This is a genomic window from Alteromonas sp. H02 (assembly GCF_059682525.1).
Genome location: NZ_CM185021.1, coordinates 3266012 through 3292197, shown reverse-complemented (window position 1 = coordinate 3292197; position 26186 = coordinate 3266012). Strand labels below are relative to the sequence as shown.

The window sequence follows — 26186 nt, the reverse complement described above, 5'->3', positions numbered from 1 at the left end:
TGTAGTGTGATCAGGTAAATTTCAAATCCTCTCACACCGACCAATCTCTCCCTCGCTTTGAGCGATATCCCATTGTTACATTATTAGTCTGATCTGGCCTGCTGAAGTTCGCTTTTCGCCTGTTTAAAATTTTTCATATCTGTGATTAGTGCTTGGTATTGTTCGAGTAACTCAGGGTTTTCAGTTAAAAGCTTTATTAAATGCTCGGTAGCCGCTCTTTTTTCATTGTTAACCAATACTTTTACGCCTGAGGACGTCGGCAGTGGCTCGATTATTCCACGTGTCTCCTGAGCTTTAGGGATCATGGCGATTTGCGTTTCATATGCAATTGCAGTGAGTTCGTATTGCGGATAGCAAACCTTGCGAGCAATATGGCTACCTGATGGCTTTTCTATCCTGCATCTTATTTTGAATTCTTTTTGGTCTGTTAAGGCATTGTACATGTCGTAAAATGCCAGCTCGGTTTCCACCAGTTGTTTTCGGTAGTAACTCAGGGGCCTTTGACCGACGACATCCACTACTTCGATATCATTTATTTTCTCGTGACTCTGCGAATATACAATAGTGCTAAAAGCCAACAATATGACTGCGACTAAACCGAAGCGGGTGACCAGAGTAACAGCGTTTTTCATCGTTACGTCCTTGTAGATATTCATAAAATGTATTAATCAGCGTTCAGATTATATGTTTCTACCCGCACCACCTTATCGTTGTGGTCAAAGGCAACGTTAACAACGCTGTTTACCATACTGAAAGTGCTGTCTGAGTGCGTTGTTGTGGGATAGCTGTAAATGAGCACATAGGCATGCTTAGGGTCGCCAGGATAGTGATTGATGCCTGAGGATTCGCCTAATAATCTGATAACACGTTCTCTGCTGTCGCCAGTTTGAATTTTCTTTATGCTATCAGTGTTGAAAAACGTACTGTCTTCGACAAAAGAACTGCCAAACTGATAACCAGTCAGAATGTCTTCGTTGTTAAAGCTGAAAGTCTGGTAGCGGGATGCCACTTCATCAGGCTTAACCGCTTTAGCATTACGATTGTGGTGAATGTAGTTATAGGCCGTTCCCTGATTTAAGGCGTTTGTAGTCGTCGGTTTTCCCAGTAGCCCGATAATATCCTGGGCTGTTGATTTGCCAGGCACTAACTGGGGTTCTTCGAGCTTCTGAAAGTTTCTGCCAATAGTGGTGACACAGCCTGTCAGCAGCAAAAAAACAAAAATGAGGCCGTAATGATGTAGTTTAAGCATGTCCATGTTCTGCGATATAGGGCAATCAGAATTGCTTATATCTATAGCACAGACTCATTACCGGAGGTATTTTTATTAAAAGATATTAAATGCACTTGGATTAAACAGCTGAATCACACTAATAAGCTGCATGTTGGTTTCATCAAGGGCTTCTTCGGCGTCGTCTTCTGTGAGTTTCAGTGCCGCCAGTAAGGCCGGGCCAACAGGAGGGTAACCAACGTTAATGTCGGCGTTAACATTGTCCTGCGCCAGCAAATAGGCTTGTTTTATGATGAGTGCGTGGGTATCCAACTGGCTAAGGTCGGTTTCCAGTAACGTGGCAATAGGGCGGTAAATACTTGGTGGTAATCCCCAGTCTTTAATCAGCGCTGCCGAAAAATCGCAATATGTAAAACCCATGATTTCTTTTTGCAGATAAATGGACGAGGTATCTTTATCGGTATTCAGGCAGCGCTTAGCCATGTCGGGGGCCACTTTAAGCATGGCCAGTTCGCCAATGTTGTGCAGTAAACCTGTCACAAAGAAGCGCTCTGATTCTCTGATACGTTTTTTCTCTGCCAGGTGTTTGGCCAGTAAGGCACAACTGACGCTTTGTTCCCAAAAACGGTCGATATCGATGATGGTTGTTTCAACCGATTTCAGGGTGTGTGAAACACCGTAGGACAAGGCTAAGTCGTAGGTGGCACGGGTACCAATAACCTGTACCGCTTTGGTTACCGTTTCGATGGGGGAGGTAAAGTTATAAAGCGCGCTGTTGGCAATTTTTAGTAACTGCGAGGTGAGCGTGGGATCAAAGCTGATAATTTCTGCGACGTCGTCGAGGCTTGACGATTCATCATCGATACAGGCTTTTAAGCGGGTTACCGAGTCAGGTAATACAAAGACGGATTCTGCTTGTTGCACTAATTGCGCTAGGTTCATACTTCGCTTCACTTTTTGTTTGTTACAGTAATCAGTGGCGCTTACTGCTTATCCGTCACTTCAATTAACTCAACCTATAATCAAAATACGTGTTCTCTGAAGCAATTAGAATGAGTTAATTACAACTTAGGAGTAATAAATGATACTTAACCAGCTGTTTGCGATCGGTTTTTGTCAAAGTCTGATAATAAATATAGTGGCTATGTTCTGCTAAATTGTTGCTACACTGTATATAGATACAGTTATTGAGGGTTAATCATGATCCCAGCACAATTTACAAAGCTTATAGCCGAGTTAGAACACTTAACAGATAGTCAAACCCGTTATGTTGAGAAGCTGCTGAAAGGCACTGATAGCGTCTCACAGTTGATAACAGAGCTTGAGGAGCGGATGGTTGAAAACCCTGAATGTCCGCACTGTCATAGCTCACTGATCAATCGGCACGGCAAGGTAAACAAGATGCAGCGTTATCGCTGCAAGAACTGCGGCAAAACCTTTGTAGCGACAACGGCGACACCGCTAGCTCGACTGAGGTACAAAGAGCTTTGGTTAGAATATATTCGCTGTATGCTGGACAGTAAGCCATTGCGTAAATGTGCCGAAGAATGTGGTCTCCACCTTGAAACATCGTTCAGGTGGCGGCATCGATTCCTAGCGCTACCATCAGCACTGAAGGCGAGCAAACTAGAAGGTATTATCGAGGCTGACGAAACACTTTTTCCCTACTCAGAGAAAGGCTCAAAACGGATGACTCGTCAGCCCCGCAAAAGAGGGATGAAAGCGAAAAAACGAGGGCGTTCAAAAGATGACTGGGTGCCCGTTTTAACGGTCAGAGACAGAGCCAAGAATACGTATGAGGCCGTAGTGCCAAGTGTTACATCGGCAACTCTGCATCAGGAGCTAGCAGGAAAATTAGAGAAAGACAGTGTGTTATGTAGTGATGGATATAAGCCCTACATAGCTCTTTCTGAGAAAAATGATTTAATACACAAGCGCTTAGACGTGGCGGGAGGTGTTAAGGTGATAGATAAAGTCTTTCATATTCAGAATGTTAACGCCTATCACAGTCGTCTGAAAGCGTGGATAAAACGGTTTCACGGAGTCGCCACAAAATACCTAGAACATTACCTTGGTTGGTTCAGGTTTATGGATAACCCAGAAAACCTTAACGGAAACAGGCTCTTTTCGATTCAACAACAGTTAATCCGAACATAGCCAATATAGTTCATATTTTGCTGGCCAATGGTGCAACCAGTATGAAAATAATTAATTTATTGCAGCCGGGCTGCCCGCTCAATATCGAAGGGCCTGCTTCTATGTGAAAATGGGGTTGCCAAAGACCTTAACGGCAACCCGGTTTGAATTACTTTTCCAGTACGTAAATGTCACCGTCAATCAGGCCCTGAATAGTGAGTTTCTGGCTCGACAGCGCATTAAGATAATTGATGTGTTCGGCTTCAATGGTCTGCCCCGGCACCAGCAAAGGGATGCCTGGAGGATAGGGGGTGATAAGCGCGGCTGCAATTCGGCCTACGCTTTCTTGCAGAGGCACCGTTTCTCTTTTCCCAAAGAAGGCATCGGAAGGCAGCATGGCCAGACTGATAGGCGGGATCTTGCTGGGCAAGTCTTTCTGGCGACTACTTTTACGTAATGACACATGCCCGGCATCGAGCTTATTCAGCGCGTTATACAGGCGTACTATTTTAGAGCGCATTCCGCCAAAAGTAAGTAAAACCAGCAGTGTACTGTGGGTAAATTTCTCGATTTCCAGACCCACTTCGTCCATCAGGAAGCGGTGGATTTCCTGATTGGAATAGGAAAGCGCAGAGATATCTATCAGAATTTTAAGCGGATCGTGGCCAATATTGTCCGCCTCAAAATGAGCGAACATCTGCCGAAAGTCGTCTTTACCTAAAATACGAATGCGACTAAATTTAGCCGCTTGTTCCTTAAATTCCCGCACATGATTTAGCAGATTGTTGATAACCTTAAAGCCTTCCATTTCCAGCTGTTTACGGCACACATCCAATGAGGCAATCAGATGATACTGAGGGGAAGTGCTGGTATGAATGGCGTAAATTTCTTTAAAGAAATCCTTATCGAAGTCCGGGTCGTTAATATGGATATAGGAAGCCTGCGAAAACGCCGAAACCACTTTGTGAGCGGAATGGGTAACATAATCCGCACCGGCATTGATGGCCGAGTACTCGCGGTATTGCGGATGGAACAGCGAGTAAGCAAACCAGGCTTCATCAATAAATACTTTAATGTCGAACTGGTGCGCGTAATCCACCACCTGCTTTAAATCGGTCAGAAGGCCATCGTAGGTACAGCCAGTCAGTACAATCAGTTTGGCGTCTGTATTGTCGCTGATAAACGCTTTTAGCTGGCTCAGCGAAGGTGGCGCAAAAATACCGTATTTGGGATCCAGTATACTGTCGAGGTACAGGGGCAGGGCTCGGGCCTGCACAATGCCGTAGTGCACCGACTTATGGCAGTTTCTGTCTACAATAACTTTATCCCCCTCGCGCAACAGGGTTTGCAGAATAATTTTATTGGAAGTGGAAGAGCCGTTGGTGACAAAATAGGAATGTTTAACCTCAAAGGTATTGGCTACCAGGTTCTGCGCTTTGCCGATGGCATTGGTACCGTCTGATAATGAACCTAATGAGTCCACACTCACCGACAGATCGCTGATAAACATATTGCGACCAAAGAATTTATAAAAGTCGTTAATGTAGCTTGAGCTGCGGAAACTGGCACCACCACTGTGTCCTGGTGTATGCCAGGAATCGTTGGTTTCCACCGCGTATTTCTTGTAGGCCGTCCAGAAAGGCGTTTCGCTGCGATCGTCAAAATCGTTGATGATGTAAGCTAGGCAAGATTCCGGATCCGAGGCGATATCGTGTAGCGTAAAAAACGCTTCAATCTTGCTGGAGCGGCTGACTATATCAAAGCCAACCTCGTCTTCGCCGGTCACATATACCGGCACTTCCAGGCGACGGGATTTGATCGCATCAATAATGGATGAGTCGCGAATGCTATCGCCCAGGGTTTCCCAGCTCAGTAAAACCGCCTGAATGTCGCCATCGCTGTCGAGTTCGGTAACCGCGGCTGACTCAGAATTAACGGCCAGAAACTCCAGCGTTAAGTCGTTGCGGTCAAGTACCGACACCACCGATTCCAGGTGTTGTTGAGTTGAAATCAGCCGGGTTTTATTGTGATCGATAATCAGCACTTTTAAACATGGCGTCGCTGTCACTGGGGATCCTTTTTCGATGATTGCTATGGGCTTTTCTTACCAGAGTGGTAATAGTTTGGCGCGGTTGCTTGAGCGTAATATACGCTATTTTTCGGGCTTGAAAAGCGCACAATGCCGGGCATGACTAAAAAGCGCAAACCGGCTTCAGGCTTGCTGAGAATGAAGCTGAACCCTGAGGATCATAAACTCTGCGGGCCGGATTACCGCCATACCAATTTCAATGTTCATTATGCCCTGATGTATATCATTGGCAGTCATGGTTGTACCCAGGCCACAGCGCACATATAACGCATCATCGGGAGAGGTAGCGGTTAGCGCACCAAGCTTCCATAAGCGGATGAGGAACTGCTCAACCGAATGTGTAATCCGGGCCCAGGTATTAGCGTCGTTAGGCTCAAATACGGCCCAGCCAAGCGACTTTTGCACCGACTCCTTTACCATGTTGGCCAGACGCCGGGTACTGATATAGCGCCATTCGTTATCATTACCGGCCAATGTGCGTGCTCCCCAAATGCGAACACCACGACCACTGAATTCACGGATCGCATTAATGGATTTACCGCTAATAGTATCGGTATTTAACGCCTCATTTTCAGTGTCAGAAATGCTTATCACAGGGTGGTGAATGCCGCGCAGTTGCACGTTTGCCGGGGCTTTCCAAACGCCTTCCGCAGCATCGACCAGGGCTATTGATCCAGCAACTGCGGCAGAAGCCGGTAGGGAAACATAAAGATTAGCCAGCAATGACTCAATGACCCTGAATAGTCCGGGGTCGTCGGCCTTTATCTGACTGAGTTGGGTAGTCTTGCTGTTATCAAGGCTAACCGTTATGTGTTGATGGTATTTTGCAGATTGCCAGCGTTGAGTTGTGGTTAAAAAAGGGTAATAACACGCACCATAATCCATGTGGTTATTACCCAGGTATGCGCGGTTGGTGCTTAACAGGGATGCGTTCAAAGCCTTATTCCCATCGGGCAGGTCGAGCAGTGCCATTCGGTCGGCTAACCTGTCGCATTGCGATAGCATCAAATCGACTATCTGTTGGTATTCAGCTGGTGCCAGTAACACGCTTTCAGGTGCATTCAACAGGGTTATTTCATCCTCCTTTGCTGCGGCCTGTACGCCATCAGACAAGGCAGAAAGCGTTAGCGGTGTTTTATAGTTACCTGTGGATACCACGTAGCACTCACTGCCGCCGTTATTAAAATACAGCCTGATGGCATACCACATCATCTGGCGGGGCAATACTGGCGATGTATTTTTTAACACTAGTCCACCGGGCGTGGATGTGAGTTCCAGATGCAGAGGCTCAGCTTCACTTTGCCCGAATAACAGGCAGTATTCCTCAAATGAGCTGATTCTTGTTGGAGTCAGATGTAAGTCGCCATCCTTATGGCGCGCGGCGCTTTGCGTGCAGCCAATAAACGCCGGTACCGCAGTTGGGACAGCAACGATACTGGTATTAATCGTGGGGATTTCCTGAATATAAACGCCGGGATGCTTAAACTTGGGCATGGTCTTACCCCATAGGTTGTTGAAGTCGGGAATCGATACTGTACACCGCAACCAGCAAAAATTAGCATAGCACATAAGCTCTCAGGCAAGCGAGATAGCGGGGAATAAGAGAGGTTTAAGGATTTAACACTAAGAGGCCAGGCCGCCATGATGAAGGCCTGGCTTAAGAAGAATGAAATTAGCAGTCGCTGTCTAACACGGTGATAGTAGGGCTGGCTCCCTGAGTCTGGGCTTCTTCGTAAATCACCTTGCAGTTTTCAGTTGAGCCTACACCACTTGGCAGGACCGCAAACTGATCGGTTTCGGTTACCGCGGCCGGGGCTGAATCGGTGGATACGCCAATGCGGAAATCGGTGTTATTACCACTGCCGCTGCCATTGATGTCGGCCCAGGCGCTTAAGTTTGTCACTACATCACGGATAGCCGGATATCCATATACCGTATAGACCGTGCTGCCGTTAATTTGCAGGTTGTCGTCGTCAGAGCGTTGAATACCTGCAATAGCCGCTTTGGCGTAAACCAATTGTGAGCCACTTTGCAGGGCAGACTTAACCCCTTGCAGCGTAGCTTTGCGGGCATCCCCCTGAAAGTCAATAAATCGTGGTGCCGCGGTTACTGCCAAAATACCCAAAATTACTATAACCACAATGAGCTCTACTAACGTAAACCCTTGTTGTTTCATGTTTAATCCCTTACTACTCGGTGAACTGCTAAACGTGGCGGCTATTTAATCTTATCCTTAATTAACCTCAGATCTGGTTAAGCCAGCATTAGATTGTTGCTCTCTAACAGTTCAAGCTCCTGAGACGTCAAGTCCAATGATGGCTTTTCTTCTTTTAAACAGTAGGCGATGAGTCCGCCGAGCAAATTCAACATAAACCCGTGCATGCTGCGGTGTCGTGAGTGTTCGATGTAAGAAATATTCTTCAATTGATCGTTCACCGTCTCAATGATGAATCGCTTCTTTAAGATAGCCCGGTCCCACAGGGATATGAACTTTTTCTTCATGTTCTTTCGAACCGTTGTGAGCAACTCAACGCCTTTGTCCAACAGCTCTCCAGATAGTGCTTTGCTGATATACCCTTTGTCACCGTAGAGTTTACCAAATAGCGAGTCGGCCATTTCTGCCACCGGTTTTCGGTCATCCACGTTGCCCTTTGTGAGTTTCAGTGCCACGATTTCGCCCAGGTGATTGATGATCAAATGCAGTTTAAATCCAAACGACCAGCCCATTGTGCCTTTGCCATGCTGGGCAATGCCTTCAAACACTTTATTTCTCTTAGCGCGAATGATGTGACATACCTCTATCTTGGTGGAATCGACAAATTGTATTCCGGTGGGTTCGCCAAGCTTTGACGTTAGGTAACTGCACATAGGAACGACGACACCAGGCATCAGAGCAAGAAACCGCGTATAGCTTAATAACTCTGGAAAGTAGGATTTGAGCTGGCGACAAACATAGTGAAGATAGTAATTCTTGAAATCTCGGTAATGCGACTGGTGGAAATGGATAATGATGGTCATCACTTCGGCGGGAGATAAGCGGCAGGCTCTGCGACGCTTGATATCTCCGTTCTCTAACAGCATGCATTGCCAGTGCTTGATAAATAACTGGCAGAAATCATCGACATCGCAGTAGGTTTCAACTAACTTATTCACGCTCGTTCCTTCTTTTTGGACCAATTACTCTTGGTCGAATGATCGGATCAGGGAACGAGCGTTTAGTTCCTTCGATTTCTTAACTTCTTATCCGAAGCTCAGGTTAATTAAAATGCCAGAGTCTTAATCACTTCAACGGTTAACTTTGAGCTTTTGCCCTTCCGGTCGTGGCGAGCTGCTCGTTGATACATTCAGTCAGTGTTTAATGCCGAGGTTTAAGCTTAGTTGGGCATAAGGTAATCAAAAAAACGACACGAACCAATTTGTAACTGGCAGTTAAACCCGGTAGGTTGGTATAGGATGATTAAAAAAAGGACAAGTATGTCAGGCACTCCCACCTACAATGTAGTGGTATTCGCCCATAACGAAGCGCGACGGATCAACCGCTGCCTGGAAAGTATACTCTCTCAGGCTGACGAAGGGTTGCAGTATATCTACGTGCTGGTAAATGGGTGTACTGATGACACCGCCGACGTGGTAACCCGTTTCAGTGCTAACCAGCCGGAGGTTATTGGCGTGTGGTTAGACAGAGCCGATAAAGCCGCGAGCTGGAATCATTATGTGCAAAAGTTATCCGGTGAAGCTGACTATCACGTGTTTGTCGATGGTGATATTTATCTTGCTGACAACGCGATGCCAGAACTGTTAGCCCCGTTAAAGAATACTTCGCATGTACTGGCTACTGCGGCGGTGCCGGCGAATGGTCGCAGTCAGGTGAAATGGCTTAGTAATATGCAGCGCTGGGGGCGGTTGGCCGGGGCGCTTTACGCCCTGCGCAGTGAGTTGGTTAACGAAATACGCGAAAAGGCTATCACTCTTCCCGCCGGGCTGATCGGCGAAGACTTTGTGGTAACCTGCCTGACCAAAGGCAGTATTGAATATCAGCAGTTATTTGCGCCCAGCAAAAGGTTACGGGTAGTGCCCGCGGCGCAGTTTTATTTTGACGGGCTGCGCATTACCAACTGGCGGCACTGGCAGATCGCGCTTAATCGTTTGGTGCGCTATCAGGTGCGTGAACATCAGCTTAAATTACTGTTTCATTACATGCAGGATAAACAACCCTCGCAGATGCCTGTCGAAATCACCGCGCTTTACTCCGAGCTCGCTCATCTTATTCGTTATCAGTACCGGGGGCGAAATACACCGGTAGACGTGCTGGCCGTTCGGCATATAAAAAGGCATAGCTGACTCTACACTACTGGCGAACCAGGACGTTGGCATGATCGAATATGCGAGCGGGCTGCTGTTTGATGAGTTCCAGAGTACTGTCGGATACCGTAGACCGGATGCCGGTAATGCCCATCCAGGTATCGCGATTACGGCGTTTGGCACCATATAACGCCGCATCGGCTATACCAACGGTGCTTTGCCAGTCGAAAAAGCTATATCGTTGCTGGTGCAGCGGATAAGCAGCAAAGCCTACGGAACAGGTTACTTTTAACTGCGTGTGCCCGTTTATGTGCATATCGCTGGCATTTACGGCGTTAACTATGCGCTCTGCTAGCAAGTAAGCCTCTTCCCGGGGCGTATCCTGCACCACCGCCAGAAACTCCTCGCCACCCCAGCGCACCAGATAATCACTGTCACGGAAAATGGCCGATAACCGCTTTTGGGTTTCTACCAGCACTGCATCACCGGCCTGATGACCGTGGTTATCGTTAATGCGTTTGAAATGATCCAGGTCGATAATAAAAAATAACATATCAGACTGCTCATCCGGACGCTTATTGGTGGCTTCGCAGTCTTTGTAGTATCGATGTATGCGGCTGATATCCCGCTGCATGTTCTGATTTAAAAAGCGCCGGTTATGTAAGCCGGTCAGCGCGTCCGTTAAGCTGGCTTTCTCCAGAGCGACCGCCTGTTCACTGAGTTTCTCATTAGCGGTTAGTAGCTCAGCCGTGCGCTCGGCAATTTTTTGCTCCAGTACATTCTGGCGGTGCCGGTAATGGCGCAGCCCTAACCGATGCAAAACAAAAATAGCTATGGCCAATAGCAACAGACTAACCATGCTGGCATAAACAGTCTGATACCACGCGGGGAGCACGGTAAATCGTTGGCTGAGCGTTGTATGTTGCCAGGTGGTGCCGTTGTCGGAGTATTGTAGTTCCAGTTTGTAGTCGCCCGGAGCCGGCTCGGTGAGCGTTACAATTCGGTGATCGGCATCGAGTTGAGTCCAGTTATTCTCACTGCCAGCCAGGCGGTAACGGTATTGCAAATGTTCCGGATCAAGGTAGTCCAGCGCGACAAATTCAAAAGAAATACGTTTGGGCAGTGCACTGATTTCAATGTGATCCTGTATAGTCGCCGGATAAAGCTTGCGGTTATCCGCAGTCGTTATTTCCAGCTGTGTAAAGTTTAAGGATAAAGGATTCACCTCGCGCGGCAATGCTTGCGGAGAGATGATAGTCAGGCCATTTTTACCGCCGAATACCAGCTCGCCCGCTGCTGTCATGGTTGCTGCGGCACGGGAGTAGGGGCTGTTTACGGCGCCAGGACCGGCTGTTATAACGCGCAGCAGTTTTTGCTCAATATCAATGGCAGCAATCCCACGTGAAGTGCCTACCCAGACCTGCTTATCACTCTCTCCAGCGATGGCCATCACATTGTCACCGGGCAGACCAACGGCAGTCGTGAACTCAAGCCAGCGGTTATTGGTGGCACGAACAAATAATCCCGCTCCGCTGGTTGCCACCCAAAGCTGGCCGAGACTATCAACATATAAGTCGGCAATGAATTGTTGTGCCAGGCGCGGATGGTTTATTGTTTTAATAGCCGTATTGTTAAGCAATCCATTGTTAAGCTTGCCGTGCAGCAAGCCTTGCCAGCTACCTACCCAGAGTGAGTCAGATGTTGCCAGTAACGATGCCACGCGGCGCTCGCTAAAATGATCAGGCAGTAACTGAATGGTAGGTTCACTCGCTCTTGCAGGCTGTTGCCATAAACCATCGGTACCGCCTATCCAGAGGGCTTCAGGCGAGTAGGCCAGAGCGGTGGTAAACGTGGATGGCTTTCTGCCATTTACGTTAAGCGGTAATGGCTGGTTACTGCCTGGCGGGATAATCACCGACGCGAAATTTGCCGAGGCGTAGAGATTACCAGCCGGATCGGCAAATAACGTTTCTACCGGATCAGAACCATTTTGCCACAGTTGCCGGGTGGGGCCTTGCTCGGCAGTGAACTCCTCCAAGCCATGTTCGCCGGAACCCACAATCAGTTTATTTGCTACCGCCTGAACTGCATGAACCTTTCGATTCATCAGGCCTGTGGGTTGCCCGCTGTCACCAAAAATATGTGAAACGGCAACATCGCCGGCATCATAAACATTAAGCGTTGCACCACTGCCAATCCACACCAATCCTCTGGAATCGCGAAATAACGACCAGATATCATTATCGCTAAGGCTGGCAGGTAATAAACGGTTGTGCCGGAAGCGGCGTGTTGTCTGGGTGGCTAAATTAAGTTCAATCAGCCCATCACCAAAAGTACCAATCAGTAATACCTCGGGGCGAATTTCCTTAACCGTAAACAGCCACGGGCTGTTATCCTGTGCGAGTATGTAGTTGCGAAAACCGGATGCTTCAGATTGAACAAATAAGCCCTCGGCAGCGGTGCCAACCACGAGCTTATCCTTTGCGGTAGTGGTAATCGAGCTGACCCTGATACCCGCAGGAAAGTCTGGTTCCGTTTGTAATGGGACAAACTGACTATTGCTTAGTTTACTGCGGAACAAGCCTTTGTCGGTACCCACCCAAAGCGTATTGGCGTGGTTTATGTGGAGTGCGTGGATCCGCGTGTCGGACGCAATGTGGAGCCGTTTAAGCTGCGCTGAAGCCGTATCAAACTGATAAAGCACCCGGTCGCTGGCGAGTACGACGATGTCAGTGTGTGGCAAGCTAGCCACTGCGCCAGCCTGTATGGTTATGTCCTGCAACTGGTCAGGCGCAACCGCGGTAAACGAAGTGGTGCCGGGAGTGAGCTGGTATAAGCCGCTGCTGGTGCCAATCCAGATACGACCTTGGGTATCGCTGAACCCATGATTTACCTGGGGGGTGGGAGCTTCATTATCCACGCCTTTAAATCGCGCGCGGACCAGCGATTTTGAATCCCAGCGCCATAAACCGTTGGCGGCAACCAGCCAGATAAATCCCTGCTGATCTTCCAGTATTGTATCAATCTGCCCTTCAATAGGGGTCGAATTGCCTAACGGCGACAGAAAAACCGGCTGTGCGTGGCTCTGCCACTTGTTTTCACTGGCGTGGACCATAACGCACACAAACGCTCCGAGCCAGAGCAGACTCAGCGGCTTTAAAAGGCGTTTAGAAATAGACAAAGCACGCACCACAATCATCACTACTTTGCTTGCAAAATACCCGGCGGGAAACGGTGCATTCACAACTGTCGAAAAATTAGTCCTTTAGTATAAGGGGTAAACGTCAGCCTGCCAATCCATAGTGGCCGTCATGAAGCAATAAAAGGCACAGTCTATGGGCTAACAAAGTAAATAAAATCAGCCGTTAGCGTAGTTAAAAATGATCATCCACGGATAAAAATCAGTACAAATCGGGTGTTTTGTATTATTTAAAGGATTGGTATGACAGCGAAATCGAATTTAGACGAGTTTAACGAGTGGATTGAAAACCGGTACCCGCACCACCCGGAATTCTTGCAGGCCACCAAAGAGCTCGCCGCCGATGTAATACCGATTTATAACGCGCACACTGACTACAAACGCTACAACGTGCTTAAACGCCTGAGTGAGCCAGAGCGGGTAGTGCACTTTGCCGTGCACTGGATGAATGACAATGGCGAGGTAGAAGTTAATCGTGGCTGGCGGGTGCAGCATAGCGGCCTTATTGGCCCTTATAAAGGCGGCTTGCGTTTTCATCCTACGGTTAACGAGTCGGTACTCAAATTTCTGGCTTTTGAGCAGTCGTTTAAAAATGCGCTTACCGGCCTGCCTATGGGTGGCGCAAAGGGCGGCTCTGAATTTAATCCAAAAGGCCGCAGCGACAATGAAATCATGCGGTTTTGTCAGGCTTTTATGCAGGAATTGCAGCGCCATATCGGTCCGCGCACCGACGTACCAGCCGGCGACATTAATGTAGGCGCCCGCGAGATAGGCTTTTTATACGGCCAGTACCGGCGTATGCACAACGAGTTCGGCGGTAGTCTTACCGGTAAAGACATTGATTTTGGTGGTAGCCATGTGCGTACCGAAGCCACCGGCTTTGGCTTAATTTATATGCTGCAGTGTGTGCTTAAACATCACGATGACGCAATTGAAGGTAAGCGGATAGCTATCTCGGGTGCCGGTAATGTGGCGTTGCATGCTGCGCTCAAAGCGGCTGAACTGGGCGGCACTGTGATCAGTTTATCTAACAGTCGCGGCAGTTTAATCAAGGAAGGGGGCCTGAGTAGCGCCGACATCCGCTGGGCCATAGAAAACCGCATGAACGAAGATAATATTCTTACCGCGCTGGCCGATGAGCGCGGCGGTAGCTGGTTCAAAGGTGAAAAGCCCTGGGGCTGCGCCTGCGATGTGGCTTTACCGTGCGCTACCCAGAATGAACTGGATGAGCCGTCGGCTAAACGCCTGGCAGACAATCATTGTCAATACTTACTGGAAGGGGCCAATATGCCTACCACCCATGAGGCAAAAACGCTTATCGCCGATGCCGGCATCGTGTTCGTGCCGGGTAAAGCCGCTAATGCCGGGGGCGTTGCAATGTCGGGTATGGAGATGTCGCAAAATGCCGCTTTTGAGCGTAAAACCTTCGCCCGACTCGATGATGAACTCAAAGCTATCATGACCTATATTCACGACCGCTGCGCTGAAGAAGGTCAGGAAGACGATAAGGTTAATTATGCAAAAGGCGCTAACATCACTGCCTTCAGGCAACTTGCCAATGCCATGGTTGCTCAGGGCGTTTAATTTCCTCAACACCAGGCATAAAAAAGCAGCGCAATAAGCGCTGCTTTTTTGACTGAGTTGCTGTAAACAATAAAGTGTTTATTCAGCGCTCAGAGACGCCATGTCGATAACAAAACGGTGCGCCAAGTCGCCCTTAGCCAGGGTTTCAAAAGCACCGTTAATTTCATCCATTTTTATCATTTCGCAATCGGGGTAAATGCCGTGTTCCGCACAGAACTCCAGCACTTCCTGAGTTTCCTGGATACCGCCAATTAGTGACCCTGCGACACGGCGACGGCCCATTACCAGAGGCGGTGTCATCAGTTCTTCCATCGGGCCAACCTGTCCAACAATAACAATAGTGCCGTCGATATCCAGCAGTGGTGCATATTGCCCTACGTCGTGTTTCACCGGAGCAGTATCGATGATCAAATCGAACGAGTTCGCAGCGTCTTTCATTGCATCTTCGTCGGTAGAGACCAGAATGCCCTTAGCGCCCATGGCTTTAGCTTCGGCTTCTTTTTTGTTAGAACGGCTGATGGCTGTTACTTCTGCGCCCATGGCGGCAGCCAGTTTAACGGCCATATGACCAAGGCCGCCCAGGCCAATTACGCCAACGCGAGTGCCTTGTTTTACCCCCCAGGTGCGTAGCGGAGAAAAGGTAGTGATGCCGGCACACAGAATGGGCGCGGTTTTCGCGAGATCCATGCCTTCTGGTACGTTAAGCACAAATTCTTCACGTACGACAATGTGCTTGGAATAGCCACCCTGTGTGGTTTCACCCGAGATTCGATCCGGCGCGCCGTAGGTGGGTGTCATGCCGTTACGGCAAAATTGCTCTTCGTGGTTGTGACACTGATCGCATTCCTGGCAGCTGTCTACCATACAGCCTACCGCCACGTTCTGACCCACTTTGTAGTTTTTCACATCGTCACCAGTAGCGGTAACGACACCAACAATTTCATGACCCGGAATTAAAGGGTAGGGTTGCGGGCCCCAGTCACCGTTTACCGTGTGTAAATCTGAGTGACACACACCGCAATATAAAATTTCAATTGCAACATCATTGGCGCGCAGATCACGGCGCTCAAAATGATACGGTTTCATGTGAGCATCGTCTGAGAATGCAGCGTAGCCAACTGTTTTCATAGTGTTACCTCTGTCTTTAGTCTTTAAAAAGTGCTTTATGAGCCTGCGAAGTATTATGCATGAAGCAATAGAAACTTCGCGTGCCTAATCCTGTTTGGCTATTGCCTGATCGTGTGGGATTAGCTTTGTTCACCAGTATCTGTACTGCCAGATGGGCACTTTTGATCAGAAATTCAAGGTAGGTATATAAAAGTTATTCTGGTTTAATAGCGCGCAAATTATCCCGCAATTTTGTGACTATTCAGTGGAGACAGCAGTGGCTTATAGCAACCAGCAAGCACTTATCGAACAACTAAACAACACACCGGAACACGTCTTGTTTAATGATGTTATTGCCTTTATCGATGAAAACTTCGTTTTTACGCCCACGGCGTTTACCAACGGCAAAGTAGAAAATGAGGCAAACCAGAATAATGGTTCCTGTAAGCTACTCGCACTGGGGCAACTCCTCGGGCTGACCAACGAACAAACCCTGACACTTTTTGGAAGCTACTATCGTGACGATGTGCTGGGTAACCCCGATGGCACAGACCACGCTAACATTCGCGCTTTTATGCAAACCGGAGCCGAAGGCGTGACATTTGAGGTGTTTCCACTAGAGAGTAAAAACTAAAACTAGCCTGTGAGAGTAGCAGGCCTGGAGGATAGTGCGCGTAGCGCAACGATTACATGATTTTTGTGAGTCGCTGACTCAACATTACGACATTTTTATGATGTTTTATTAATGCGCCAGCGCTAGTATAGTTAAGTGGCGCCGGTATCCTTAACAATGTCGGCCTGATGTTGCTTTATTTTTACTTTTCGTATTAAAGGTTTAGCTCTTGTGTTCATCTCTTAAAAAGCATTGGATTCTGGCTATCACTTGTTTAGCATTATCCCGTTGGGTGATGGCCGGTGAAACATTTACTTTTGCTGCTGAAGACAGCTGGCCGCCGTTTGCCATGGCAGACGGCAGCGGACTGTCGCGTAATATTATCGAGCAGGCACTTTCCTACAGCGACTCAACTGCCACCTTTATCACCGTCCCCTATGCCAGGGCATTAAAGATGGCCGAAAATGGTCAGGTAGACGGCGCGTACAATGTAACCCTTCAACAAAATACTCTGCAACGATTTGTGTTTGGCAACGAGCCTTTGTTTCAGGCCAAGGCGTCGTTTTATTACCCTAAAGATTCAACCTTTAACTATGCCAGTGTGGATAAGTTTCCCGGCGGCATCAACATCGCACTGATTACTGGCTATGAATATGGCGATAACTATGAAGCCCAGCGTAAACGATTTAAAGAAGTAAGGGTGGCCAACCAGCGCCAGATTATCAATATGCTGCGGGAGAATAAGGTGCATGTGGCGATTATGTTCGACGCTGTGGCATCTTACACGCTTGCGGCTATGCAATTACCGCATGACGCTATTCGCAAAGGTGAGCTGAATCACATCAGTGACATCTATGTGGCGTTCTCCCCTAAAGCCGAAGATCTTGAGGCTAAAATTGCCCTGTTTGACGAAGGATTACGGCGCTTTAAACAGGCGCAAAACGCTACTGAATAAGTGATTACCGTGTCAGGTAAAAACCACCTGCTTGCTGCCTTGTCGCTTGGCATTGTAAAACGCTGTATCGGCCGCATCTATCCAATCAGTGATACTGAGGTATGTGGCGTTAAACTCAGCAATACCTATGCTCACCGTTACGTCACCATCAACGCCATCAAATGTAAAATCAGCAATATTCTTTCGCAGCCGTTCGGTAATTTCGCGGGCTTTTATAAGCGGCGATACAGACAGGATTAGAGCGAATTCTTCGCCGCCAGAGTGACCAACATAATCAGATTGTCTGCTCGATGCTAAATTGAGTTCAGCCACCTGTTTTATTACCTGGTCGCCGGTAGTGTGGCCGTATTTATCATTCATGTGTTTAAAGTGATCGACGTCTATTAACAGCAAACAACTTGTACCTTACGGGTTTTGCTGATGCTGCTACAGGGTCTGTTTCATGCATTGCTGCCAGTATCCACGGTTAAACTGTCGGGCTGACTTAGTGCAACCACGGTATGATGGATTTTGTGCTGTTTCATCATTAACACTGCCAGTGTAATCAAAAGGATCGTCAATGATACTATCGGGCCGCTCAGCAAGTTTTTAAGGTAGTTTTGAAATAAATTAGTAATCTCGATGAGAGGATTACCAAAATCCTGTTTTTGCAGGTCAATTAATGCCTTGATCAGGCGTATATCGGGTGGTGGCTCACCTTCGTAATCAACGAGTTCAGATAAAATGTCAGCCAGGACCATTTCTCTCTGCAATGCGAAAAGCGTTTAGCGGTAAAGCGCTGGCCATTGCGAGATGTGCAGATTCGGCCGGTGAAATAATCATTAAGGCGAAAGCCAGGGGCTTAACAGAGGCCAGAGTTGTGATTTCCGCCGATTAGCATTGAATCACCGGGTCCGAGAACATCTCCTTAAATTGACTTAACTAATTAAGTCATCTTAAGTAACTGTTAAAATCATAGCATCAGCTGGGCGTTTTCGGTTGCCACTATCTAAGGATAAGCTTAATGACCGTCTTAAAGAGTCCGGTTGGATGGTGAAGTGGTATTGTATTTATTGAGAAAATATATTTTATCTACTACATGGCAATTTAATTATTAGAGTATTAGCCGGCCTTGAAAGCACGGCAGCACAGTCATTTATCCATTAACATAAAAATAACACTTGCCAAATGGTCTGATTTGTTTGATTATTATCTTAATCGATTAAGTTATTGTGAGTGTTGTTATGAATCGTTCAAGTGATGTCCAGTTGATTACTTATGTAGACCGTTTAGGCGGTGGTGACATCAAGGCGTTAAATGCGCTGTTTAATAAACAGTTAAAAGGCGTGTTTGGTGGGGTGCATCTGTTACCCTTTTTCTATCCTATCGATGGCGAGGATGCCGGATTTGATCCCATCGACCATACTGAAGTGGATAGCCGGCTGGGCAGTTGGCAGGACATCGGTGAGCTGGGTGAAAACATGGACATCATGGCCGACATGATTGTTAATCATATGTCGGCACAAAGTCCTCAGTTTCAGGATGTGCTGGCAAATGGGCAGGCATCGCCGTTCTGGCCATTGTTTCTGACCCGTGACAAAGTCTTTGCGGCAGATGAACACCAGGATATCGCAAAAATTTATCGTCCGCGCCCCACGCCGTGTTTTACCGATATTACCCTGCAAAATGGCCAAACCGTGCCGTTCTGGACCACCTTTACCTCTAATCAGATAGACATCGATGTCACCTCTGAGGTGGGGCAGGCGTATCTTGAAAAAATCTTAACCGCGTTCGAGAGCAATAACGTCGATCTTATTCGTTTGGATGCCGCCGGCTACGCCATTAAGAAGCCGGGCACTAATTGCTTTATGCTGGAGGAAACCTTTGATTTTATCGAAGACCTGAGCCAGCAGGCCCATAGCCGCAATATGAAGTGCCTGGTTGAGATCCACAGCTACTATAAAACTCAAATCGAAATCGCCAAACGTTGCGATATGGTGTACGACTTTGCCATGCCACCACTGGTTTTGCACAGTCTGTTTAGTGGCGATCCCTCGGCACTGGCAAACTGGTTGCAAATTTCGCCGCGCAACTGCGTTACGGTGCTCGATACTCACGATGGTATTGGTATTGTGGATGTGGGCCCGGAAGGGGATAAGCCCGGCCTGCTTAATGCCGCGCAAATAGATGCGCTGGTTGAACAAGTTCACCACAACAGCAATGGTCAGAGTCGCGAAGCCACCGGTGCAGCAGCCAGTAATCTCGATTTGTACCAGGTCAACTGTACCTATTACAACGCGCTGGGCGCTAATGATCAGGCGTATCTCATTGCCCGCGCAGTGCAGATATTCTCGCCGGGGATCCCACAGGTGTATTACGCCGGACTCTTTGCTGCCGAAAATGATATGGCACTGCTGGCCAAAACCAATGTGGGCCGTGACATTAACCGTCCTTATCTGGATGAACAGGCTGTCAGCGAGTCGCTTGAAAAGCCGGTAGTCAAAGCGTTGATAGCGTTGATTCGATTACGCAATTCGCTGGCCGCACTGGCAGGTGATTTTAGCGTTACACAACAGGAAAATAGTCTGCGCCTTAACTGGCAGGCAGAGCAGTCTGCCGCGCAACTAACGGTTGATTTTGCTTCTTTGGAGGCTTCAGTCACTTACAGTGAAAACGCTATCGAACACCATGTTGAGGTGTCGGTTGCTGGCTTAGCTCAAAGCGCAACTACCTGATCTTAATTTTTCTTCTGCCGGGTCGCACTCGTGGCCCGGTAATCAGTCATTTTACCTATTACCTATTACCTATTACCTATTACCTATTATCTTTCCTGCGTAGTTCTGTCGTTCTGACTACAGCATATAACGGTTTGTTGCAGCACTGATCTATTTTTAATTAGCTCCGGTACCAATGTATTAGAAAAGGAGTGGCTGTTGTGTAACCGGTTGCACTCTGCAAATGAAAGTATTCGGGCCAGGCCCGGCAATCAGTGATGGAATCACCGGAGGCGCAATGTACAGCTGTGTAAAATACCTGTTCATTTTATTGGTTTGTGTGGGCTTGAGTTGCCCGGCAAGCGCGCAAGACGCGCCGATTGAAGTAACGGCAGCCTATTCGGTGGCCAGTCAGAAATATCAGAGCATTACCATAAGTGGTTCGGTGAGCTCTGCGAACGATGCTTTTCTTGCGCCGCTACAGGCCGGGCTTGTCGATAAGCTTTTTGTGGAAGTGGGCGACCATGTTGAGCAAGGTCAGCCACTATTGTCGCTCGATAGCAAACTCGCTGAGCTGGCCCGTCAACAAGCTGAGGCAGAGCTTGAAGTTGGCACAGTAGCTTATAATGAAGCAGAGCGCCTGCTAAAAGAAGTCGATGCGTTGTCTCAACAGCAACTCGCCGCTAAAACTTTGTTGAAGCAACGCCAAGCCGAACTGGCAAACGCTAAAGCGGAGCTGGCCAGACTCCGGGCAACCCTTGCCCTGCGCAAAGAAATTGTAGTTCGTCACACGTTAAAAGCACCGTTTGATGGCATTATCTATCAGCGCGATGTCGACGTAGGAGAGTGGGTTGAGCCTACCACCGCCGTGCTCGGTTTGGTCTCTCAGCAGTCGAAACGCCTTACCATCGAAGTACCGCAGGAATACTACAGTTACTTTACCAATCTTGATGGCGACATCAGTATTCATCCGGATACAGGCCTGCACGATACCATTACCGGCAAGCTGGAACGCCTGGTTGCTGCTTCCGGCAGCCAGGGCCGTAGCTTTACGGCGCACATCGGGTTGCCGGAGACCACCGACTTGTTGGTGGGGATGTCTGCTGAAGCAGAGATAATGCTGCCGCAACTGGAAAACAAACAGGTGTGGTTGCCCGCCAGCGCTATCAGGCAGCATCCCGATGGTGGTGCCAGCGTATTTGCCATTAACAACGATAAGGCCAGCCGGGTACTGGTGAATATTGTTCGTCAGCAGGGCGATGCGGTGTTAGTAGCCAATGCGAGCGAGGGTCAGTTATATGCTACCTCGGGTGTTTCGCGGTTGTATAACGAGGCGGCAGTCACCGTATCCAACAGGTCTGAAATCAATGATTGAGGCAACGGTAAAGCGCGGCATTCTGGTTGCAGTAATCGTTGGTATTAGCTGTATCATGGGAATTGTAGCGGCGCTGTCGATTCCGGTGCAGATGATACCGGACCTTGAAGTAAGAACCATTACCGTACAAACCGGCTGGCCAGGTGCCACGCCACAAGATATTGAAAAAGAAATTCTGATTGAGCAGGAGCGCTACCTGCGCAATATCACCGGGTTAAAACGCATGATCTCCTTTGCCGAAATGGGCGGGGGTCGGGTGGAACTCGAATTTCCTTTTGGCGTGGATGTTAACGAAGCCTTAATTCGGGTCAGCAACGCGCTGAGTCAGGTGCCCGATTACCCGGAGAATGTCGACCAGCCCCAGCTATTTTCTGATTCCTTTTCCAGTAACGCCTTTATGTACTTTCAGTTGATCCCGGCTGAGGGTAACCCCATGGCGCTGGATATTGACATGCTTTACGACTTTGCCGACGAGGTGGTTCGCCCGCAAATGGAAAGCGTTGAGGGCGTATCGCAAATTGAAATCAGCGGTGGCTCCCGTCGTCAGGTACAAATCATGGTCGACCCGGCAAAGCTGGCCCAGCGCGGGATCAGCCTGATTGAGGTGCGTAATGCCATTGTACAGCGCAACCAGGACTCCTCCGCCGGTGATATCGAAGCCGATAAAAGCCGTTATTTATTGCGGGTGGTGGGGCGTTTTGAACAGTTAAACGAGCTGGAAAACCTCATCATACGGCGCATCAACAATACCAACGTGTATTTAAAAGACGTAGCCGAAGTAAAACTCGATCACTTTGAGCGGCGCCAGCTTTCCTATGCCAATGGCGATCGTAACCTTGGGCTCGCGGTGCGCCGCGAGACCGGCTCAAACGTGATAGCCATTAAGCAACAGATCCTACCCATTGTAGATGAACTTAATGAGCAGGTATTACGTCCTAACGGGCTTAAAATGGAGCTGTTTACCGACGACGTGTTGTATGTTTCCAGTTCGCTGCGCAACGTGATGGTAAATCTGGCATTAGGGGCAGGGCTGGCAACGCTGGTGATGTTCTATTTCCTGCGTTCGGTACGCTCCACCCTGATTGGCGTGCTGGGTATACCACTGTGTACCATTGCCGCATTTATTGCCTTACTGGCCTTTGGCCGCACCATCAACGTGATTTCCATGGCCGGGGTGGCTTTCGCCATCGGCATGACCGTGGACAACACCATTGTGGTACTCGAATCCATTGTGCAGTTTCGGCGTCAGGGACTGAGTAAGTTTAAGGCGTCTGTGGAGGGAGTAAAGGATGTGTGGCCGGCGGTGCTTGCCTCAACGGTGACCACCATCTTAGTGTTTGCGCCTATTTTGTTTATTGAACAGGAGGCCGGGCAACTTTATTCAGACGTTGCCATTGCGATTGCCGGGGCGATTTTTGCCTCTATGCTGGCCGCCATTTTTGTTATTCCGGTAGCTATGGCCCGTCAGCCCAAACCCGAAGATAACGATGACCGTGACCAGCAATGGTTTACCGCAAAATGTCTGGGGCTGGTTTCGGCGGTTATTAGTTCGCGCCTTCGCGCGCTGGTAATCGTGGTGGCCGGGGCGGTGTTGATATTAGGCAGTGCCTGGTGGTTGATGCCGGCGGCGGAATACCTGCCGGAAGGCGAGGAGCCCAAAGCGTTTTCTACCATGACCGCACCACCGGATTATAACTTATCGGCCATGCAGGAAATTGGCGATGAGCTCAGGGCATTCTTTACACCCTACGTGAACGCCGATCCGGAAGCTTACGCGCGTGGTGAGGCAGAATTTCCTTCTCTGCAGTTTTATAATATGCGAGTAAGCATAGGTAGCGTATGGATGGTCACCATGCCGGTTAATCCCGATGAGGTGGGCGATATGATGGCACTCATTAACGAGAAGTTTGAGAGCTACCCCGGCATGCGGGCGTTTTCCACCAAAGGGTCGATTATCTCTAGCAACGATGGCGGTACCCGAGCGGTAGCCGTCGACTTTTCTGGCAGTGATGTCAATGCGTTGTACCAGGCCGCTAACGCGTTATACACCAAAGTGGATAACTACTTTACTAACCCACAGATTAATTCCGATCCTGGCTCGCTTACCCTTGAACAACCCTTTATTGAAATTCGTCCGGACTGGCAGCGACTTGCCGAACTCGGTATGAACGGCGATGATTTTGGTTACTCGGTGGCCGCAGTAAGCGATGGGGCCTTTGTGGATGAGTTTTTACTCAATGACGATCAGGTGGATATGTTTTTGTTCAGCAATGCCGGTAATCAGCAGAGCATTGAGCAACTTGCCACAACGCCAATTCTTACTCCTCAGGGGACCATTTTACCGCTAAACGCCATCGCCACTTTGCTGGAAAGTAAACGCAGCGACACGGTACGGCGCATTGATGGCGAGCGCACGGTTTCGGTATATGTGATTGCTCCCAAAGAAGTGGCGCTTGAAACGGCCGTCAATACGGTTAAAAACACCTTATTACCGGAACTGCGCGAGAGCGGCGCTATTCCGCAAAGCGTGAGTACCCGGATCACCGGGGCGGCCGATCAGCTCGCTGCTACCCAGGATGCTTTATCGGTAAACTTTATGATTGCCATTGCGCTGTGTTACCTGTTGCTGGTGGCCATCTTTAATCACTGGGGCTACCCGGCGTTTATTCTCACTATCATCCCTTTGGGTATGGCCGGCGGCCTGTTGGGGTTAATTGCCAACAACGCTATATCGGGCATGCTCGGCGGTGCCTACCAACCTTTCGATATGATCACCATGCTCGGCTTTTTAATTTTGCTGGGCACGGTGGTGAATAACCCTATTCTGATAGTGGATCAGACCCGGCGCTTACTGGCTCAGGGCGAAGCTTTACATAGTGCGGTAAAACAGGCTGTGGAAGTGCGTTTACGGCCAATAATGATGTCTACCTGTACCACTATTTTCGGGCTGGCGCCGCTGGTGGTGATCCCCGGTGAAGGGACAGAGCTTTATCGTGGGGTCGGGATTATCGTACTCAGCGGTATTTTTGTCTCCACTGTGTTGAGCGTGACATTTTTACCCGCCTTGCTGGTAACGGTACTGGCCCGGTTTGCGCCCAAAGCCAGTACCAGTGCCAATTAGTTGCCCAGGTGCGCCTGAAATTCTTCGTAGGTGCCGTCGAAGTGCGTGATTTGCTTATCTTTAATTTCGATCACCTGGGTGGCCAGTGATTCAACAAATTCACGGTCGTGGCTAACAAAGATTACTGTGCCTTCAAAGGCCATCAGCGCGATGTTAAGCGCCTCGATAGACTCCATATCGAGGTGGTTGGTGGGCTCATCCATTACCAGTACGTTAATGTCCTGAAGCATGATTTTACCAAACAGCAGGCGGTTTTTCTCTCCCCCTGAGCACACGCTGACTTTCTTGTTAAAGTCGTCGGAACCAAACAGCAGGCGGCCCAGCATGGCTTTTACCTGCAGGTCATCATGTTTTGGCTGGCGCCATTGTGACATCCATTCAAACATGGTCATATCGTTGGCAAAGTCTTTTGAGCTATCCTGAGGAACGTAACCCACGGCAGCATTTTCGGCCCACTTTACCGAGCCTTCTTTGGCTTCTTCATCGCCAATTAAGCATTTAAGTAAGGTGGTTTTACCGGCGCCGTTTTCACCTATAATAGCCAGTTTTGCTCCGGCTTCCAGCAGCAGATTACCGCCGCTGAACAGGTGCTCACCGGTGTAGCCGTGACCGAGTTCTTCCAGCGTAATGGCCAAACGGTGGAGCTTTTTGTGCTGTTTAAATTGAATATAAGGCTTACGACGGCTCGAAGCCTTAATGTCGGCCAGCTCAATTTTTTCCAGGCGTCTGGCCCGCGAAGTGGCCTGCTTGGCCTTTGAGGCGTTGGCCGAGAAGCGCGCTACGAAGCTTTGCAGTTCTTCAATTTCGGCACTCTTCTTGGCATTTTCGTTTTGCAGCTGTTCCTGCACCATTGCAGCCGCCTCAACGAAAGCATCATAATTGCCCGGATAAATGCGCAGTTCACCGTAATCAATATCAGCCATATGGGTACAAACCGAGTTTAAGAAGTGGCGATCGTGAGAAATAATGATCATGGTGGACTTGCGCTTATTCAGCTCTTCGGCCAGCCAGTGAATGGTGTAAATGTCCAGGTTGTTGGTAGGTTCGTCGAGCAGCAGCACGTCCGGTTCAGCAAATAATGCCTGGGCCAAGAGTACACGAACCTTGCGGCCTGGTGCCACTTCGCGCATTAAACCAAAGTGATAGCTTTCTTCAATGCCGGCCGAAATCAAAATGTCACCAGCGCGGGACTCGGCGGTGTAACCATCCATTTCTGCAAACTGCACTTCCAGCTCGGCCACTTCCATACCTTCTGCTTCGCTCATTTCGGCTTTGGCGTAGATTTCGTCGCGACGCTGTTTTACTTCCCAGAGTTCACGGTCGCCCATGATCACCGCATCGACTACGCTCATGTCTTCAAAGGCAAACTGGTCCTGATTCAAAATACCCAGCTTGGTACCAGGAGCCAGCGACACATTGCCCGAAGTAGGCGTTAATTTGCCACTGAGGATTTTCATCAGGGTGGATTTACCGCAACCATTGGCACCAATCAGGCCATAGCGGTTGCCGTTGCCGAATTTAGCAGAAATATTTTCAAACAATGGCTCAGAGCCAAATTGCATAGTGATGTTGGCGGTGGTAATCAAAACAGTCTTCCGGGATAGATAAATGGATGGGCGGTATCGCGATGGTACTCGGCGCGCAATATAAAGAAACATTGGCCCCATGTCCAGTTGAAGCGCCAACAGTTTAACCCTGAAGGCGCTAACAAGAGTGCTCAAACTCAGTTAACCGTGCGAGGTGCCCGGGCAGGTTCGCAGAAAAACCAGTGACTTTTGCTGTAG

At 48.7% G+C, this 26186-nt stretch carries 21 protein-coding genes; 9 read left to right on the top strand and 12 right to left on the bottom strand.

Translation table 11 applies throughout. From position 1 onward, the window contains the following. Positions 1 to 83: 83 nt before the first annotated feature. The 3 genes from AC566Q_RS15170 to AC566Q_RS15160 form a co-directional block, all read right to left on the bottom strand. Positions 84 to 632, bottom strand: a complete 549-nt coding sequence (locus tag AC566Q_RS15170) for a hypothetical protein (protein WP_150141626.1) — start codon at positions 630 to 632, stop codon at positions 84 to 86. Between the two features lie 32 nt (positions 633 to 664). Next, positions 665 to 1249, bottom strand: a complete 585-nt coding sequence (gene bamE, locus AC566Q_RS15165; RefSeq protein WP_499607672.1) for an outer membrane protein assembly factor BamE domain-containing protein — start codon at positions 1247 to 1249, stop codon at positions 665 to 667. 75 nt (positions 1250 to 1324) lie between these two features. After that, a complete protein-coding gene (locus AC566Q_RS15160; protein WP_499607669.1) occupies positions 1325 to 2170 on the bottom strand; it encodes an HDOD domain-containing protein in 846 nt (281 codons plus the stop codon). 258 nt (positions 2171 to 2428) lie between these two features. Here AC566Q_RS15160 and AC566Q_RS15155 point away from each other — a divergent pair, with 258 nt between their 5' ends. Then, positions 2429 to 3385 (top strand): IS1595-like element ISAma5 family transposase, encoded by a 957-nt coding sequence (locus tag AC566Q_RS15155; protein ID WP_499607667.1) that lies wholly within the window; start codon positions 2429 to 2431, stop codon positions 3383 to 3385. Between the two features lie 148 nt (positions 3386 to 3533). Here the strand turns inward: AC566Q_RS15155 and AC566Q_RS15150 are convergent, their stop codons facing one another. From AC566Q_RS15150 to AC566Q_RS15135, 4 genes are all read right to left on the bottom strand, one after another. Beyond that, positions 3534 to 5432, bottom strand: a complete 1899-nt coding sequence (locus AC566Q_RS15150) for an aminotransferase class I/II-fold pyridoxal phosphate-dependent enzyme (RefSeq protein ID WP_499607664.1) — start codon at positions 5430 to 5432, stop codon at positions 3534 to 3536. Positions 5433 to 5576: 144 nt separating this feature from the next. Further along, a complete protein-coding gene (locus tag AC566Q_RS15145; RefSeq protein ID WP_499607662.1) occupies positions 5577 to 6947 on the bottom strand; it encodes a phage tail sheath family protein in 1371 nt (456 codons plus the stop codon). A 178-nt stretch (positions 6948 to 7125) separates the two neighbouring features. Next, complete coding sequence (locus AC566Q_RS15140) at positions 7126 to 7629, bottom strand: prepilin-type N-terminal cleavage/methylation domain-containing protein (protein ID WP_499607660.1); 504 nt, start codon at positions 7627 to 7629, stop codon at positions 7126 to 7128. A 77-nt stretch (positions 7630 to 7706) separates the two neighbouring features. Beyond that, on the bottom strand, positions 7707 to 8606 hold the full coding sequence (locus tag AC566Q_RS15135; protein WP_499607656.1) for an IS982 family transposase: 900 nt from the start codon (positions 8604 to 8606) through the stop codon (positions 7707 to 7709). A 321-nt stretch (positions 8607 to 8927) separates the two neighbouring features. Here AC566Q_RS15135 and AC566Q_RS15130 point away from each other — a divergent pair, with 321 nt between their 5' ends. Beyond that, on the top strand, positions 8928 to 9794 hold the full coding sequence (locus tag AC566Q_RS15130; RefSeq protein ID WP_499607654.1) for a glycosyltransferase family 2 protein: 867 nt from the start codon (positions 8928 to 8930) through the stop codon (positions 9792 to 9794). A gap of 7 nt (positions 9795 to 9801) precedes the next feature. On the opposite strand, the gene AC566Q_RS15125 is transcribed toward AC566Q_RS15130, so the two are convergent. Next, entirely contained in the window at positions 9802 to 12999 is a 3198-nt protein-coding gene (locus tag AC566Q_RS15125; RefSeq protein ID WP_499607652.1) for a ligand-binding sensor domain-containing diguanylate cyclase, read from the bottom strand. Between the two features lie 198 nt (positions 13000 to 13197). Between AC566Q_RS15125 and gdhA the strand changes: the two genes are divergently transcribed. Further along, complete coding sequence (gene gdhA, locus AC566Q_RS15120) at positions 13198 to 14538, top strand: NADP-specific glutamate dehydrogenase (protein ID WP_499607650.1); 1341 nt, start codon at positions 13198 to 13200, stop codon at positions 14536 to 14538. Positions 14539 to 14616: 78 nt separating this feature from the next. Here gdhA and AC566Q_RS15115 read toward each other — a convergent pair whose 3' ends face one another. Further along, positions 14617 to 15666, bottom strand: coding sequence for an NAD(P)-dependent alcohol dehydrogenase (locus AC566Q_RS15115; protein ID WP_499607648.1), 1050 nt, complete (start codon positions 15664 to 15666; stop codon positions 14617 to 14619). A 256-nt stretch (positions 15667 to 15922) separates the two neighbouring features. Here AC566Q_RS15115 and AC566Q_RS15110 point away from each other — a divergent pair, with 256 nt between their 5' ends. Then, positions 15923 to 16279 carry a HopJ type III effector protein gene (locus tag AC566Q_RS15110; RefSeq protein ID WP_499607645.1) on the top strand — a complete coding sequence of 119 codons (357 nt, stop codon included), beginning with the start codon at positions 15923 to 15925 and terminating at the stop codon, positions 16277 to 16279. Between the two features lie 208 nt (positions 16280 to 16487). Next, complete coding sequence (locus tag AC566Q_RS15105; protein WP_499607643.1) at positions 16488 to 17213, top strand: substrate-binding periplasmic protein; 726 nt, start codon at positions 16488 to 16490, stop codon at positions 17211 to 17213. 12 nt (positions 17214 to 17225) lie between these two features. Here AC566Q_RS15105 and AC566Q_RS15100 read toward each other — a convergent pair whose 3' ends face one another. Together AC566Q_RS15100 and AC566Q_RS15095 are read right to left on the bottom strand one after the other, a co-directional pair. Continuing rightward, on the bottom strand, positions 17226 to 17606 hold the full coding sequence (locus AC566Q_RS15100; protein WP_499607641.1) for a GGDEF domain-containing protein: 381 nt from the start codon (positions 17604 to 17606) through the stop codon (positions 17226 to 17228). A gap of 47 nt (positions 17607 to 17653) precedes the next feature. Next, on the bottom strand, positions 17654 to 17953 hold the full coding sequence (locus tag AC566Q_RS15095; protein ID WP_499607638.1) for a hypothetical protein: 300 nt from the start codon (positions 17951 to 17953) through the stop codon (positions 17654 to 17656). An 11-nt stretch (positions 17954 to 17964) separates the two neighbouring features. On the opposite strand from AC566Q_RS15095, the gene AC566Q_RS15090 reads away from it, so the two are divergent. The 4 genes from AC566Q_RS15090 (at position 17965) to AC566Q_RS15075 (ending at position 24402) form a co-directional block, all read left to right on the top strand. After that, complete coding sequence (locus AC566Q_RS15090; RefSeq protein ID WP_499607636.1) at positions 17965 to 18090, top strand: hypothetical protein; 126 nt, start codon at positions 17965 to 17967, stop codon at positions 18088 to 18090. A 346-nt stretch (positions 18091 to 18436) separates the two neighbouring features. Beyond that, positions 18437 to 19927 (top strand): sucrose phosphorylase, encoded by a 1491-nt coding sequence (gtfA, locus tag AC566Q_RS15085; protein WP_499607633.1) that lies wholly within the window; start codon positions 18437 to 18439, stop codon positions 19925 to 19927. 277 nt (positions 19928 to 20204) lie between these two features. Further along, positions 20205 to 21281, top strand: coding sequence for an efflux RND transporter periplasmic adaptor subunit (locus tag AC566Q_RS15080; RefSeq protein ID WP_499607631.1), 1077 nt, complete (start codon positions 20205 to 20207; stop codon positions 21279 to 21281). Then, complete coding sequence (locus AC566Q_RS15075; protein ID WP_499607629.1) at positions 21274 to 24402, top strand: efflux RND transporter permease subunit; 3129 nt, start codon at positions 21274 to 21276, stop codon at positions 24400 to 24402. Before AC566Q_RS15080 ends, AC566Q_RS15075 begins: the two co-directional genes overlap by 8 nt. On the opposite strand, the gene AC566Q_RS15070 is transcribed toward AC566Q_RS15075, so the two are convergent. Further along, a complete protein-coding gene (locus AC566Q_RS15070) occupies positions 24399 to 25988 on the bottom strand; it encodes an ABC-F family ATPase (RefSeq protein WP_499607626.1) in 1590 nt (529 codons plus the stop codon). The genes AC566Q_RS15075 and AC566Q_RS15070 overlap by 4 nt on opposite strands. Positions 25989 to 26186: the final 198 nt, after the last annotated feature.

Coding starts and splice junctions, on each gene's coding strand:
- AC566Q_RS15155 (WP_499607667.1), top strand. CDS start 2,429: ATGATCCCAGCACAATTTACAAAGCTTATAGCCGAGTTAGAACACTTA.
- bamE (WP_499607672.1), bottom strand. CDS start 1,249: ATGCTTAAACTACATCATTACGGCCTCATTTTTGTTTTTTTGCTGCTG.
- AC566Q_RS15095 (WP_499607638.1), bottom strand. CDS start 17,953: ATGGTCCTGGCTGACATTTTATCTGAACTCGTTGATTACGAAGGTGAG.
- AC566Q_RS15075 (WP_499607629.1), top strand. CDS start 21,274: ATGATTGAGGCAACGGTAAAGCGCGGCATTCTGGTTGCAGTAATCGTT.
- gtfA (WP_499607633.1), top strand. CDS start 18,437: ATGAATCGTTCAAGTGATGTCCAGTTGATTACTTATGTAGACCGTTTA.
- AC566Q_RS15160 (WP_499607669.1), bottom strand. CDS start 2,170: ATGAACCTAGCGCAATTAGTGCAACAAGCAGAATCCGTCTTTGTATTA.
- AC566Q_RS15130 (WP_499607654.1), top strand. CDS start 8,928: ATGTCAGGCACTCCCACCTACAATGTAGTGGTATTCGCCCATAACGAA.
- AC566Q_RS15140 (WP_499607660.1), bottom strand. CDS start 7,629: ATGAAACAACAAGGGTTTACGTTAGTAGAGCTCATTGTGGTTATAGTA.
- AC566Q_RS15170 (WP_150141626.1), bottom strand. CDS start 632: ATGAAAAACGCTGTTACTCTGGTCACCCGCTTCGGTTTAGTCGCAGTC.
- AC566Q_RS15145 (WP_499607662.1), bottom strand. CDS start 6,947: ATGCCCAAGTTTAAGCATCCCGGCGTTTATATTCAGGAAATCCCCACG.
- gdhA (WP_499607650.1), top strand. CDS start 13,198: ATGACAGCGAAATCGAATTTAGACGAGTTTAACGAGTGGATTGAAAAC.
- AC566Q_RS15115 (WP_499607648.1), bottom strand. CDS start 15,666: ATGAAAACAGTTGGCTACGCTGCATTCTCAGACGATGCTCACATGAAA.
- AC566Q_RS15080 (WP_499607631.1), top strand. CDS start 20,205: ATGTACAGCTGTGTAAAATACCTGTTCATTTTATTGGTTTGTGTGGGC.
- AC566Q_RS15090 (WP_499607636.1), top strand. CDS start 17,965: ATGCGAAAAGCGTTTAGCGGTAAAGCGCTGGCCATTGCGAGATGTGCA.